Source organism: Micromonospora sp. DT15, from assembly GCF_049841475.1.
In the GTDB taxonomy this organism is placed as follows: domain Bacteria; phylum Actinomycetota; class Actinomycetes; order Mycobacteriales; family Micromonosporaceae; genus Micromonospora.
The window spans coordinates 491,754-505,463 of the sequence record NZ_JBNCKJ010000001.1 but is presented as its reverse complement, the minus strand read 5'-3'; the positions used below and the strand labels follow the sequence as shown (position 1 = coordinate 505,463).

At 71.7% G+C, this 13,710-nt stretch carries 11 protein-coding genes; 4 read left to right on the top strand and 7 right to left on the bottom strand.

Annotation, left to right across the window (positions count from 1 at the left end; genetic code table 11):
• Positions 1-68: 68 nt before the first annotated feature.
• The 3 genes from ACLQ3F_RS02325 to ACLQ3F_RS02315 form a co-directional block, all read right to left on the bottom strand.
• The gene (locus ACLQ3F_RS02325; RefSeq protein ID WP_425845523.1) at positions 69-1,826 is read right to left on the bottom strand and encodes a stealth family protein; all 1,758 of its coding nucleotides are present in this window, start codon (positions 1,824-1,826) and stop codon (positions 69-71) included.
• Complete coding sequence (locus tag ACLQ3F_RS02320; RefSeq protein ID WP_425845521.1) at positions 1,823-4,552, bottom strand: bifunctional glycosyltransferase/CDP-glycerol:glycerophosphate glycerophosphotransferase; 2,730 nt, start codon at positions 4,550-4,552, stop codon at positions 1,823-1,825. The genes ACLQ3F_RS02325 and ACLQ3F_RS02320 overlap by 4 nt, the downstream gene beginning before the upstream one ends.
• Positions 4,553-4,619: 67 nt before the next feature.
• Entirely contained in the window at positions 4,620-6,437 is a 1,818-nt protein-coding gene (locus ACLQ3F_RS02315) for a stealth family protein (RefSeq protein ID WP_425845519.1), read from the bottom strand.
• 399 nt (positions 6,438-6,836) lie between these two features.
• On the opposite strand from ACLQ3F_RS02315, the gene ACLQ3F_RS02310 reads away from it, so the two are divergent.
• Positions 6,837-7,757, top strand: a complete 921-nt coding sequence (locus tag ACLQ3F_RS02310) for a DNA-3-methyladenine glycosylase family protein (RefSeq protein ID WP_425845517.1) — start codon at positions 6,837-6,839, stop codon at positions 7,755-7,757.
• A 21-nt stretch (positions 7,758-7,778) separates the two neighbouring features.
• On the opposite strand, the gene ACLQ3F_RS02305 is transcribed toward ACLQ3F_RS02310, so the two are convergent.
• The 3 genes from ACLQ3F_RS02305 to ACLQ3F_RS02295 form a co-directional block, all read right to left on the bottom strand.
• Positions 7,779-8,282, bottom strand: a complete 504-nt coding sequence (locus tag ACLQ3F_RS02305) for a DUF1990 family protein (RefSeq protein ID WP_425845515.1) — start codon at positions 8,280-8,282, stop codon at positions 7,779-7,781.
• A gap of 112 nt (positions 8,283-8,394) precedes the next feature.
• Positions 8,395-8,817 (bottom strand): SRPBCC family protein, encoded by a 423-nt coding sequence (locus tag ACLQ3F_RS02300; RefSeq protein ID WP_357201443.1) that lies wholly within the window; start codon positions 8,815-8,817, stop codon positions 8,395-8,397.
• Positions 8,818-8,975: 158 nt separating this feature from the next.
• Positions 8,976-9,188: a hypothetical protein gene (locus ACLQ3F_RS02295; RefSeq protein WP_124858806.1), complete on the bottom strand. Its 213-nt coding sequence runs from the start codon at positions 9,186-9,188 to the stop codon at positions 8,976-8,978.
• A gap of 135 nt (positions 9,189-9,323) precedes the next feature.
• Here ACLQ3F_RS02295 and ACLQ3F_RS02290 point away from each other — a divergent pair, with 135 nt between their 5' ends.
• The 3 genes from ACLQ3F_RS02290 (at position 9,324) to ACLQ3F_RS02280 (ending at position 12,544) form a co-directional block, all read left to right on the top strand.
• A complete protein-coding gene (locus tag ACLQ3F_RS02290) occupies positions 9,324-10,439 on the top strand; it encodes an ATP-dependent DNA ligase (RefSeq protein WP_425845513.1) in 1,116 nt (371 codons plus the stop codon).
• An 88-nt stretch (positions 10,440-10,527) separates the two neighbouring features.
• Complete coding sequence (locus tag ACLQ3F_RS02285) at positions 10,528-12,069, top strand: alpha/beta hydrolase (RefSeq protein ID WP_425846165.1); 1,542 nt, start codon at positions 10,528-10,530, stop codon at positions 12,067-12,069.
• 22 nt (positions 12,070-12,091) lie between these two features.
• Positions 12,092-12,544 carry a GNAT family N-acetyltransferase gene (locus tag ACLQ3F_RS02280; protein ID WP_425845511.1) on the top strand — a complete coding sequence of 151 codons (453 nt, stop codon included), beginning with the start codon at positions 12,092-12,094 and terminating at the stop codon, positions 12,542-12,544.
• A gap of 430 nt (positions 12,545-12,974) precedes the next feature.
• On the opposite strand, the gene ACLQ3F_RS02275 is transcribed toward ACLQ3F_RS02280, so the two are convergent.
• Positions 12,975-13,700 (bottom strand): ABC transporter ATP-binding protein, encoded by a 726-nt coding sequence (locus ACLQ3F_RS02275; protein WP_355009424.1) that lies wholly within the window; start codon positions 13,698-13,700, stop codon positions 12,975-12,977.
• Between the last annotated feature and the right edge of the window lie 10 nt (positions 13,701-13,710).

Here is a 13,710-nt window from a genome sequence, read left to right as displayed (position 1 = left end):
CCACGAGGGCACGGTGGTCGGTCGTCGCCGGGGAGGGCGCGACCGGCCACCGCCGTGTCCGGGGTGGGTCAGGCCCGTTCCCACGGGCTCGGCACCGGGAAGTACGTCTCCAGGAACGGGATGAGCAGCGCCATCTGCGCCTCGAGGTCCTCCTCGACGGAGAACGCGTCGTTCAGGCAGAACACCTGCCGATCCCGACGGGCGAGCAGGTGCGCCAACCGGGCGGGCGTGTCCGGGTGGGACAGCTCGGCGATGGTGTACCGCAGGTTCCCCGGTGCCGCGCGACCGGTGTGGAACGCGTAGTAGTGGTGCAGCGACGAGGCGACCGACAGGTCGTCCATGCTGCGGAACTGACTCGCCGCGGTCCGCCGGTACTGCTGCGGGAACGTCTGCTCGATCTCCTGGAGCACGCTTCGCCGCAGCGCGTGCGGCATGTGCTTCATCTTCTGGGTCAGCACGGTGCCGAACCGCTCCGCGATCAACGCCCGGTTGTTCTTCCCGGCCGCCGACGACGGAATGTCCCCGGCGGCGGGTGGGCCCGGCGGCACCAGCGCCGGCGACGGAAAGAACCGGGAGATGCCGTTGGCCAGGAAGAAGTCCTGGGGCAGCACCTCGGTGCCGAGGAAGACGTCGTCGTTGAAGTACAGGAAGTGCTCGGAGAGCCCGTCGATGTGGTGCAGTTGACTCTCGATGGCGTGCGAGTTGTACGTCGGCAGCACCGTCGGATCGGTGAAGATCTCCCGATGGCTGACCACCCGCAGCCCGCTGGCGGACGGGTCCAACCAGGCCGGCACCTGGTCGTCGGTCACCACGTAGACATGGCGCACCCAGGGCGCGAACAGGTGCAGTGATCGGAGCGAGTAGCGCAACTCGTCGCGGCTGAGGAAGCGGGCCGCGCTCGCCGCCTCCGCGTGGTACGGCACCCCGGCCACCTCTGCCCGTCGGCGCAGCCAGGCCGGGTCGGTGCCGTCGACCCAGGTGTAGACCACGTCGACCGGGAACGGCACGTCGTCGGGGCGCGGTGCGGCGAACTCCGGACGCGTCCAGGCGGTCGCGGGTGCGGCGGCGGGTGCCAGGCCGGTGAACCGCGACTCCGGTACGAGGACCAGCGGCGCCGCCACGGTCACCTGTTCGGCGACGGCGTTGGGCCGCGGGGCGACGAGGGTGTCACCGTCCCGGGTCCAGAACTCGACGTCGCACCCGTACGCCTGCCCCAGCACCAGCCGCCGCTGGGGGTCGGTCCAGTACCAGGTCAGCCGCAACACCGCAGCGTCGGCCAGCCGGTCCCAGGTCTTCGGCTCGAAGCCGGCCGCCGGCTGCCCGGTGTCGTTCGGCACGCCGACGTAGCCAGGGACCCGACCGCAGGCGGCGGCGAGTGCGGCGTACGCCCGCGTGCGGTGCGCGGCGTCGACGGCGACGACCGACGAGCGGTGGGTTTCGCCGCGTACCCGGAAGTGGGGTACGCCGGCCTCGTCGAGCGCCGCCGTCACGGCGGTGAGGTTGTCCAGTCGTGCCATCAGGGGGGTGACCGCCCCGATCCGGGCCACCCTGGGTCCCCGGTCGGCGGTGACGACAACCCGGTCCGCGCCGGCCAGCAACTCCGGCTGGCGGCGGGCCAGCCGTTCGCCCCGGCGCTCGGAGAGGTGCCCGTCCCGCGCGGCCCGGGCGACCCACTGCTTCAGCTGGTGCCGGGCCCGGGGGCTCACCTTCGTCGCGATGGCCCGCCGGGTCTGCGGGCTCAGCACCCGGCGGTACACCTCCACGAACCCGGTGGGTTCGGCCAGCGCCCGGGCTGGCTCCCCCGATGGGGGCGTCGGGGCGCTCACCGCTGCGGGCCCGGCAGCGCCGCGATGGCCGTGGCCACCCGCTGGGAGTTGTTGCGGTCCTGGGTGACGAAGAAGTCCGTCGCCCGGCGGGTGTACTCCTCCTCACGGACGCACCCGTTCTCCAGGTACCGGATGATCGCGTCCACCGTCTCCGACGCGGTCTCGCAGACCGGGCCGAACCCGTCCTCCCGATGCTCGAAATACCCCTTTTTGTAGCCGCCGATGGTCCAGAACTCCTCGGCGTCGAACTGCGCGTAGATCAGCGGGGTGCCGAGGTAGGCGACGTCGCAGGCCGTGGAGGAGTAGTCGGTGATGAACAGGTCGCACTGGCGCAGCGCGTCCTGCACCGTCCGGCTGGTCTGGTCCGCCATGGCGAAGCAGTCGTCGGTCGGCACGAGCCCGGCCAGCAGCGAACGCATCTCGTAGTGCGGCAGGAGTTCGAGGGTGTACCCGTACTGTCGCAGCGCCTGGCGCAGCCGCTCGTCACCGAACAACGCGGCGAGGAACATTTGGTATGCGGAGCCTTCGAAGGCGACGCGAGGCCGGGCCGCCTTGTTGTACGACGGGGTGACGAGGTAGGTGCGCCAGGTCGGCATGAACAGGATGCGACGGTGGCCCCGGTCCGGGATCAACGCGTCGAAGCGGGGTAGGCCCGTGTTCGCCACCATGTCGCCGTAGTCGAGGTCCTTCGCCACGTACTCGGCCTCGCGGTCGGCCGAGGTCACGAAGAGGTCGAAGGAGGCCCGGCCACGGTGCACACCGGCGCTGACGTCCTTCTCGATCACCCCGTGGTCGAGGAACACCCGGGTGGGGGCGATCCGCCAGTTCAGGTGCTTGAGGAAGGGCGACCGCTCCCAACTGGACGGCAGCATGTAGGAGTCGATGTCGTACGAGTTGATCAGCTTGGTGGCGTGCAACATCAGGAACTTGTGCCGCAACGACCCGTGCGTGACCACGTTGCCCAATCCCTGCAACCGGTGCCGGTCCGGGCTCTCCTTGGCCAACAGGTAGTAGACGTTGCGCCGACGCTCCACCTGCCGCAGGTGCCGGAACAGGTGCGAGGAGTTGTCCTGCGCGGTGTCGGTGCGCTCGCCGACCAGCCACACGTCGCGTCGGCTCATCAACGGCGCGGTGAGCGTACGCAGCAGCCGCTCTTTCCAGAACGGGCCCCGGGAGGCCGCGTGCCGCAGGTCCTTGCGGAGCATCAGGCGTCGCCACCGGCGCTGCCCAGCCACCCCGGCCTTGCGCTGGACCAGCAGCTCCGCGTTCTCCCGCCCACTGAACGTGGGCAGGACCCGGGTGTTGCCGGCCAGCTTCAGGGTCGCGTCACGCAGGTAGGCCGCCGAGATCAGGCAGTGCCGGGAGGCCTGCCCGGTCGCGGTCAGGAACACCAGCCGCAGCGCGTGCTGGCCGCCACGCAGTTTGCTGATCGGCAGCTCCGCCGAGAAGCCCGACCACTCCCGGTCGTCGTCTCCGGCCTTGAGGTCCGCCCGTCGTTCAGCGGTGACCGGCACCGTGAGGCTGCTGCCCCGCACCCGCAGCCCCATCGGGGTGCTCAGCGGCGCACGCATCGGCAGACCGTTGACCACCAGGTGTCCGGAGACCTTGAGCGTCTCCCCCGAGGACGTGAGCCGTGTCTGCTCCAGCCGCACCCCGACCGCTGTCACCTTGGTCAGCGGGAGCAGCGCCGGCGTCACCGGGTAGTCGAGGTGCAGGTCACCGCCGCAGGCGACGACCCCCCGCAGCCGCTGCCAGGGACGCGCGAACAACTCGAAGTCGTACAACTTGAACGCCAGGTACGGAACGCGGTGCCGGGTGTCGATCGTCCAGTGGGCGATGAAGGCGGGATCGATGTCCTGGTAGATCCGGGTGCACTTCTCGAAGATCTTCCACAGGTCGGCGTCCTCGAAGAGGGTGTGCGCCCGCATGGCGAAGCCCTGGTAGCTGCGGACGAGCCACCGTTCGAGCACCTCGCGGCGGAACACGTCCAGGTCGGGCCGCAGGTCGGCCAGGGTCTCGCACAGCTCCAGGTGATCCCAGAAGTTCTGCTCCCGGACGAAGAGGTTGTCCATGATGGAGCTGCTGACCGCGCGCTTGCGGTACTGGTAGACCACAGTGTCGACCAGGGCGATGCGCTCGGCCTTGAGCAGCATCGGGATGGCCAGGAACGCGTCCTCGAAGTGGACCCCCTCGCGGAACCGGAAACCGTGCTGACGCAGTTGGGCGAGGTCGTACAGCTTGTGGCACGGGCCGGCGTCGAAGATCAGATCTGGCGCGTCGACGACGGACTCCAGCAGCCGGTCACCCTTGCCGAACGGCTTTTTCCACAGGAACGCGGTCGGCTTCGGGAACGTGTCCATGTCGCCGACGGCGATGCTCGCCCGGTGGGTCACGATCGCCTTGAGCAGCACCTCGATGGCGCGCGGTGGCAGCAGGTCGTCGGAGTCGACGAACGCCACGTACGGCGTGTCGGCCAGGTCGAGCGCCAGGTTGCGGGCCGCCCCGGGCCCGCTGTTGGGCTGTTGCAGGGCGGTCACGTTCGGGTGCTCCGCGGCGAACTGCTTGGCCAGCAGGTCGGAGCCGTCGGTGCTGCCGTCGTCGACCAGGATGACGTGGCACTGGCCGAAGACGGTCTGCGCCGCGATCGACCCGAGTGTCTCGGGCAGGTAGTCCACCACGTTGTAGACCGGAACGATGATCGTGACCTGCGGGGCGGGGTCTACCACTCTGGGCTCCACTGGAGAGGATGCGGGAAACGCGGGGGGAACATCGGCGCGTCGGCCGGGTGCGGGCTCACTCGTCGCGCCCGAGCAGGACGGCCTTGAAGTCGCTGACCGTGTTGAGCATGTTGTTGGGCATGGTGGGCGCGTCGACCGGGGCGCGTCGACGGGCATCCAGCACCGGACGGTACGAACGCCGCCACAGCTCCCCCGCGCCCACGTTCCGCCGCTCCGCCACCACGTCGTCCGGCAGCTCGAACGGGGCGGGGAAGGGCAGGTAGCGCGGCAGGAAGTCGGCCAGCATCCGCTCCTGCTCGGCGAACGACAGCGGGTCGGAGTCGGTGTCGTTGAGGCAGAACACGTCGCGGTTGCGACGAGCCAGCAGCTCGGCCAGCCGGGCGGGGGTCGAGGGGTGACCCAGGTCGGCGTACTCGTACTCGATGTCGCCGGGGACGGCCTGCGCGGTCAGGAACGCCCAGTACTGGTGCAGCGACGACGGGATGGACAGGTCGCCGTGGTGCCGGAACCGGTGCCGCGCGGTGGCGGCCACCTCGTCCGGAAGCGTGCCCTCGATCTGCTGCATGATGCTGCGGCGCAGCGCGAACGGGGTGTGCTTCATCTTCTGCGTGATGGTCACGCCGAACTGCCGTTGGATGTGCCGACGGTTGTTCTTTCCGGCGGCCTTCACCGGCGGGTCCTCCGGCTTCGCCTCCCCCAGGCCGAACTGGGCCGGCGAGGGGAAGAACTTCGCGATCCCGTTGGCGTGGAAGAAGTGGTTCGGCAGCAGCGGACGACCGAGGAACACGTCGTCGTTGAGGTAGAGGAAGTGTTCGGCCAGTCCGTCGATGCGGTGCAGTCGGGACTCGATGGCGTGCGAGTTGTACGACGACCGGCCACCGAGGTCGGCGAAGAGTTCGGCGTGCGAGATGACCGTGATCATCGGATCGCTCGGGTCGAGCCAGCTCGGCAGTTGGCTGTCGGTGATCAGGAAGATCCGGCGCAGCCAGGGCGCGAAGCTGTGCAGCGACCGCATCGAATACCGCAGCTCGTCGCGGTTGTGGTAGCGCGAGGAGTTGGCCGCGACCGCGTGCAACGGGCCGCCGGGGGTGCCGAGCGCCATCGACTTGCGCTTGAGCCACTGCGGGTCGGAACCGTCCACCCAGGTGTAGACGGCGTCGATCGGAAAGCCGACCCGGTCCGGCGCCCGGACGGCCAGATCCCGGCGGGTGCCGTAGGTGTGGTCGTCGGCTTCGGGCACGAAGTGGCTCAGCAGCGCCGCCGCCACCCGGACCGGCTGTGCCTGGGCGGGGGCCTCGTCGACGACCCCGTTGCGCCGGGGAGCGCGGACCATGTCTCCGTGCCGGCTCCAGAACTCGATCTCGCACGCGAACTGGGCGCCGAGGACGACACCGGCGCGGGTGTCGGTGACCGGGAAGCAGACCTGGATCACCTCGGTCGGGGCGCCGTCCGGTTGATCGCGACGGGGCTGGACCTGCACCACCCGGACGTCCGCGCCCGACAGCTCCGGCGCGGAGCGGATCAGGCGTCGTACCGCCGTCCGCTGGTCGTCGAGGACCGCGACGGTGCTGCGCAGGTGGTCGTCGTTACGAATGCAGTGGTACTCGATGCCTGCGGCGTGCAGCGCCGTGGTGACGGCGGTGAGGTTGCGGTGCCACTGCTGCAACGGGGTCGCCGTGGCGACGACCTCGGCCCGGGTCCGAACGCCGCCGTCGGTCACTGCCACCCGGGCACCGAGGTGATGCACTGTGTCGCTGCCGCGCGGTCGGGAGAGCGTCTGCACCAGGCCGATCCGCCGGTGTGCGGGCAGCAGACCCAGCAGCCGTCGCCGCGCCGACGACGGTAGGAGTCGATAGACCTTCAGGGCGATCATGCGCTGGGCCGCCGTCCGCTCGGGACGGCCGCCTCGTCAGCGGGCACCCGTCAGCCCTGCGGACGGGTAGCGGGGTGAAATCCCACTCGCGATGATTCGACACAGACTCGCGCAGCCATCACTGCATGCCCTTCCGCAGATCCCCCGTTGACACTGCGCAGGTGCCCGAGGCACTCGTTTACCTGCAGGCCATCAAACAACCACATGATCGATACCTGACCCACCGCCGAAAATGGCATAAGGGCGGTATGCGAGGGTTCGCCAAAATAATCCTGGCCGTTCGGATGATCAGCCACACCGGGAAGGTCGGACGAACGCACCCCCGCGAAGCTCCTCAACCCCGGGCGGAACCGATACGGCCGCTCGTCAGCCCGCACCGTGACCTGGCACAGTAGCGGGGTGACCGAGACCGGACCCGCCGCGACCAGGGTGCTGCACCCACCGGTCGGCTACCGGCTGATCGCCTCGGTCCGCGCCCTCACCTTCAGCCCGTACGACCCGTGCGCCCGGGTGGCGGCCGGCACCTTCTGGTGGGCCACCCGCACCCCGGACGGTCCGGCCACGCTCGCGCTGCGACCGGCCGGCGGCGAGTTGCTCGCGGAGGGGTACGGGCCCGGCGCCGAGCACGTCCTCGCCCGCGCCGACGCGATCGCCGGGCTGCGCGACGACCTGACCGGCTTCACCGAACTGGCCGCGGCGCACCCGCTGGTCGCCCGGCTGGCCCGGGAGCACCGAGGGCTGCGGATGCCCGCCACCGGGGAGGTCTTCCCCCGACTGCTGCGCGCGGTCTTCGAGCAGAAGGTCACCGGCAAGGAGGCCTACCGGGCGTACGCGGCGATGGTGCGGCACTTCCGGGAGCCGGCTCCCGGCCCGTTGCAGCCGCTGCTCCTGCCGCCCGCGGCAGCCACCGTCGCCGCGGCCCCGTACTGGGTGTTCCACCCGTTCGGGGTGGAGCAGCGCCGAGCCGACACACTCCGTCGCGCCGCCGCGCTCGCCGACCGCCTGGAGCGCAGCACCGACGCAGCCGACGCCACCCGCCGGCTGACCGCGATCCCCGGCATCGGGCCGTGGACGGCCGCGGAGGTGGTCCGGATCGCGTACGGCGACCCGGACGCGGTCAGCGTCGGCGACTACCACATCCCGAACACGGTGGCCTGGGCGCTCGCCGGCGAACCGAGGGGCGACGACGCCCGGATGATGGCCCTGCTGGAGCCGTTCCGAGGTCACCGGGGCCGGGTGTGTCTGCTGCTGGAGGCGGCCGGCATCCGGGCACCGAAGTACGGCCCGCGCGCCCCGATCCGCTCGTTCGCCCGGTTCTGAGTCGCTGCGGCGCGAGGGTGTTCAGCGACCCTCGCACAGCCGACGCAGGGTACGGCCGAGCCACCAGGCGTACGTGTGCTGCACGGCCCTCACCGCCGGGCCGCCGGCGCGGGTGAACCAGCGGTCCGGAAGGCTGAACGCGCGGACCTCGAACCAGACCGCGCCGGCGTCGTCGCGGACGACCTCGAACGCCTCCTCACCCCGCTCCGGGTGCCCGGGCAGGGTGCCGTAACCGAAACCGGCGAGCGTTGGTGAGTCCACGCTCCAGACCACCTGGCACGGCCCCCAGAGGCGGGCCGGGCCGACGCCGAGGCCGGAGGCCACCAGCACAGCGGTGGTGGCCCGCGGCGCGTCGGTGCGGATCCGGACACCGGCGGCGCGGTGCAGCCGCCAGCTCAACACCGCGTCGGCGGCGGTCTCGAAGCAGCCGCCGGGCAACGGATACCGGTGGCGCAGGTGGTGGTACCCGCCGGGCAGCGGCCCGTGCCGGGTCGACCCCACCTCCGGGTACGTCAGCTCGGCCACCGTTGCCCCCTCGACCTCGACCGGACACCGGTCAGGGTACGGGCCGGTGCGGTCAGGCCGCCCGTCGATCGCAACGGCGGCATCCCGTTGGCGGTGCTGGAGAAGCAGGCCGTCAGCCCCGCTCGCAGCGACGTCTGAGCCCGTCGGCCTCCATCCGCACGTAACGACGGAACAGCCCGCCGTACAGCCGGCCGATCAGGCCGGCCAGCGGGCCGGACTGGCTGAAGGCCAACTCGACGCGGGTACGCCCGTCGGGCAGCGGCAGCAGCCGGTGTTCTGCCGTGGTCCGCACGCCCGGAGCGTCGGAGACCCAGACGAACTCCCGCCGGTCGGTCAGCTCGGTGACCCGCCAGAGGGCCGGCCGCAGCTTCGGCTGGGTCAGTCGTGCGGTAGCGCCGACGGTCAGCGGCCCCGGCTCGCCCCGCTCGGCCCGGGTCACCGAGTCCGTCCACTCGGGCCAGCGGGGCACGTCGACAAGCACCGCCCAGACCTGCTCGGCGTCCGCGGCGATCTCGGTATCGGCCTCGAACCGCATGGTGTCCCCTCCCCGGCGACGCCGCTCGGCACCGCCACGGGTGCAGACGAGGCCGCCGAGAGCATTGTGACAGCGAGATTCACCGCCGTCCGTCCCTCCTCAGTGGAGGAGGCACCCCGGGCCGGGCGGTTCCTGGCCGCGCGCCGCCGCCGCGCGGATCAGGCGGCCTCGCGCAGGTCGGCCAGGGTGAGCGGGGTACGCCGCCGCAGCAGCTCCTCCAGCTCCGGCACCGAACCCACCTCGCCGAGCACGTTCCGGCCGCCGCCGAACCGCTCCGGGTAGCGGCGGGTCAGCCGGAAGCGGTAGCGGCCCCGAATCAGCTCGACGCTCACCCGCCACCGCCCGCAGCAGTCACAGACCCACTCGGACACCTCGCGAAAGTAGCTCTGACCTGGGGCTATTCGATTCGCCCGGTCGGGACGAGCGGCGCGCGGGGGGACACGCCGCCCCGCCGTGCACGGTGATCTGCCTCACGACTGTCGGCACCGTCTGATTGACTGGTCGGCGTGGACCTGCCGATCAACCCGCCGGTCGAGCCGATGCTGGCCAAGAGCGTTCCCAAGCTGCCCACCACGCCGGGGGTGACCTACGAGCCCAAGTGGGACGGGTTCCGGTGCATCGTGTTCCGGGACGGTGACGAGGTCGAGTTGGCCAGCCGGGGCGGCAAGTCGATGACCCGCTACTTCCCCGAGGTGGTCGAGCAGGCCCGCCGGCAGCTGCCGCCGCGGTGCGCTGTCGACGGGGAGTTGATCGTGATTCGGCGCGACGGGCCGAGCGGCCAGCCCCGGCTGGATTTCGAGCTGCTGGCCCAGCGCGTCCACCCTGCTGCGTCCCGGGTGAAGATGCTGGCCGAGACCACCCCTGCCGACTTCGTCGCGTTCGACCTGCTGGCGATCGGTGACGAGGCCCTGCTCGACCAGCCCTACCCGCGCCGTCGGGAGCGGCTGGTCGAGGCGCTGGCCGGGGTGCGCCCGCCGGTGCACGTCACCCAGGTCACCACCGACCCGGACACCGCGCGGCGCTGGTTCGACGTCTTCGAGGGCGCCGGGCTGGACGGTTTGATCGTCAAGCCGGCCGACCTGCCGTACGAGCCGGGCAAGCGACTGATGTTCAAGGTCAAGCACGCCCGCACCGCGGACGCGGTGGTGGCCGGCTTCCGCTGGCACAAGTCCGGCCCCGTGGTGGGCTCGCTGCTGCTCGGCCTGTACGACGACGCCGGGGTCCTGCACCACGTGGGCGTGAGCGCGTCGTTCAGCATGGCCCGCCGCGCCGAGTTGCTCGACGAGCTGGCGCCCTATCGGGACGTCGCCGGCGAGCACCCGTGGGTGCACGGCGACCACGAGCGTGGCCAGCGCATCCCCGGTGGGGTCAGCCGGTGGACCGGCACGAAGAACCTGGAGTGGGAGCCGGTGCGCCCCGAGCTGGTGGTCGAGGTGGGCTACGACGCCATGGAGGGCGAACGGTTCCGGCACACCGCGCAGTTCGTTCGGTGGCGCCCGGACCGCGACCCCCGATCCTGCCGCTACGACCAGTTGGACCGGCCGATCCGCTTCGACGTGGACCAGGTGCTGCGCGGCGACCCGACGGCCACCGTGGACCGAGCCGCCACCGGCTCGGCGTAGCCTGGCCGTCGACCCGATTCCGGAGGACCACGTGATCCGCACCGCCGACCAGCCTCGGAGGGCGTCCAGCCGCCGGGGCCGTCGCACTCTGGCCGCCTTCGTCGTCGCCGCGCTGCTCACCGCCGGTTGCACGCTGCCGGCCTTCGCGCCGCGCACCGAGGTGGAGGGCGCGGCCGCCCCGACCGGCAGCTCGCCGAACTGGCGGCCCTGCCCGGAGGTGCCCGACGAGTTGGTCGGGCGGAGCGCACCGAACATGCGCTACGAGTGCACGCGGATTCAGGTGCCCCGTGACTGGGGCACCGGCAACGGGGCCAGCGCCGGCCCGGGCGCCGGGCAGACCTTCGAGATCGCCCTGCTGCGCGCCCGGTCCACCAAGCAGCGCGACCGGTTGGGCTCCTTGGTCATCAACCCGGGCGGCCCGGGCGGTTCCGGTGTCGACACTGCCGTCTACCTCTCCTTCGGCTCCCAGTTCGGCGGGCTGCCCGCCTCGATCACCGAGCGCTTCGACATCGTCGGCTTCGACCCGCGCGGGGTCTCCCGCTCCAGCCCGGTGAAGTGCATCTCCGACGCCGACCTGGACGCCAGCTTCGGCTTCGACCCGGACCCGGCGAGCCAGTCGGCATTCGACGGCTTCGTCGGTCTGAGCCAGCGGATCGGGCGTGGCTGTGGCGATCGCTACGGCGACCAGTTGCCGCTGTACGGCACCGAACAGGCCGCCCGCGACATGGACGCGGTGCGCGCCGCCGTTGGCGACGACAAGCTCACCTACCTGGGCTACTCGTACGGCACCCTGCTCGGTGCCACGTACGCCCAGCTCTACCCGCAGCGGGTGCGGGCGCTGGTGCTCGACGGCGCTGTCGACCCGCAGCAGCGGCTGGTCGAGGGCTCGGAGAGCCAGGCCCGCGGCTTCGAACGGGCCTTCACCAACTTCACCCGCTGGTGCGCGGCGAACGCCGGCCGCTGCCCGATCGCACCGGACGCCCGCGCCGCCGTCACCTCGGCCATCGACAAGGCCAAAGTCTCCCCGGTACGCGGCGACGACGGGCGGGAGGCCACCGCCGGCTGGGTGTTCTACGCCGTCATCTCCTCGCTCTACACCGAATCCGGCTGGCAGGAGCTGGCCCAGGCGATCGACAAGCTCGCCGAGGGCGACCCGAAGGACGTGTTCCGACTCGCCGACGCGTACGCCGGCCGGGAGGACAACGGGCACTACTCGAACCTGTTCGACGCCAACCTGGCCATCAACTGCGCCGACGAGACGGAGAAGCCAAGCCGGCAGCAGATCCGGCAGTTGCAGTCCGAGTGGCGCGGAAAATACCCGCTGTTCGGGCCGGCGTTGGCGGTCGGCATGCTGAGCTGCGTCGAATGGCCGGGCGGGCGTGACCCCTACCCGACCGGGAAGGCGAACGGCGCACCGCCGATCGTGGTGGTCGGCACCACCGGCGACCCGGCGACGCCGTACGAGCAGACCCCACGGCTCGCCTCGATGCTGGGCGTCGGTCGGGTGCTCACCTGGGAGGGCGAGGGGCACACCGCCTACCCGCAGACCTCCTGCATCACCAACGCTGTCGACGCGTACCTGATCGACCTCACGGTCCCCCGCGAGGGCCTGCGCTGCCCGCCCCGCTGACCGTTGTGTCAGGCTCACCGGCATGACCGACGTGATCTACCGGGAGGCGGTGCGGGCCGACCTGCCCGCCGTCATCGCCCTGCTCGCCGACGACGTCCTGGGCAAGGCCCGCGACTTCACCGAGGTCGACGAGGCGTACGAGAGGGCGTTCGCGGCCATCGACGCGGACCCGCGCAACCAGCTGATCGTGGCCGAGCAGGCCGGCGACCTGGTCGGCTGCCTGCAGATCACCTACATCCCGGGGCTGGGTCGGCACGGCAGCGAGCGCTCGCTGATCGAGTCGGTCCGGGTTCGCTCCGACCGGCGCGGCCAGGGTCTGGGCCGGGACCTGATGACCTGGGCGGTCGACCAGGCCCGGCAGCGGGGGTGCGCGCTGGTGCAGCTCACCACCGACAAGTCCCGGGAGGATGCGCACCGCTTCTACCTGGGCCTCGGCTTCGTGCCCAGCCACGAGGGCATGAAGCTCGCGCTCTGACCGGGGTCGGCGCCAGCACCGCTGCCGCTGCCACGGGCGCGTCGGCAACGACCGACGATGGGCGACCGCGCGCGGCGCGGACCCGGCAGCCCTCGTGCACCGGCCGCCCCTGCGCCCACGACACGGCCCGCGCGCGCATCCGACGGCCTAGCGCCCAACCGCCCTCGCCCACCACTCCACCGGCGCTATGGAGCTGATGTCGTGGATGGATCACCCCAGCCGATTCGTTTACGACATCAGCTCCAAAGCGAGTGCGGGCCAACGCCGTGCCGGGCCCCGCCGCGCCCCGCCCTGCCGCGCCCCGCCGAGGCAAGCCCGGCGTGCAGCACGCCTCGCGCAGCCCGTCAGGCGGCTGCGTCAGCCAATGCCAGCCAGGCCTGTCGCGACGACCCCCGGTAGGGGCCACCGTGGCAAGGCCGAGCGGTATCGCTCAGCCGTCCACCAGGCGGCCGTCGCGCAGGACCAGCACCCGGTCGGCGAGGTCGATCAGGGCCGGGTCGTGCGTGGCCACCAGGGCCGTCATGCCGCGGGCGTGCACCACCGCGCGCAGCAGGTCCATGATGGACCGGCCGGTCTCCGAGTCGAGCTGACCGGTGGGCTCGTCGGCGATGAGCAGGTCCGGCTCGTTGGCCAACGCGCGGGCCACCGCGACCCGCTGCTGCTGCCCGCCGGAGAGTTCGTACGGGCGCTGCGCGGCGTGCCCGCCCAGGCCGACCAGCTCCAGCAGCACCGCGACGCGCTCCTCCCGCTCCGCGGCCGGCACCTGGGCCAGCCGCAACGGCACTCCCACGTTCTCGGCGGCGGAGAGGATCGGCACCAGTCCGAAGGTCTGGAACACGAAACCGACGGTTCCCCGGCGCAGCCGCAGCAGCTCCGCCTCCCCGGCGGAGGTCACCTCGTGCCCGGCCACCACGACCTGGCCGCTGTCCGGTCGGTCCAGCCCGCCGATCAGGTTCAGCAACGTGGTCTTGCCGGCCCCGGACCGACCTCGGATGGCGACCAACTCGCCCCGGTTGGCGCTGAACGACACGTCCCGCACGGCGTGCACGGCGTGCTCGCCCCGACCGAAGGTCCGGCTCACCCCACTGACCCGGACCACCTCGTCGGGGTGCGCCCCGGGCGCACCGCCGAACCCGGCCGCGCCGGTCACCACCATGTTCTGCCGG

Coding starts and splice junctions, on each gene's coding strand:
- ACLQ3F_RS02275 (WP_355009424.1), bottom strand. CDS start 13,700: ATGGTGGTGACCGGCGCGGCCGGGTTCGGCGGTGCGCCCGGGGCGCAC.
- ACLQ3F_RS02280 (WP_425845511.1), top strand. CDS start 12,092: ATGACCGACGTGATCTACCGGGAGGCGGTGCGGGCCGACCTGCCCGCC.
- ACLQ3F_RS02315 (WP_425845519.1), bottom strand. CDS start 6,437: ATGATCGCCCTGAAGGTCTATCGACTCCTACCGTCGTCGGCGCGGCGA.
- ACLQ3F_RS02300 (WP_357201443.1), bottom strand. CDS start 8,817: ATGCGGTTCGAGGCCGATACCGAGATCGCCGCGGACGCCGAGCAGGTC.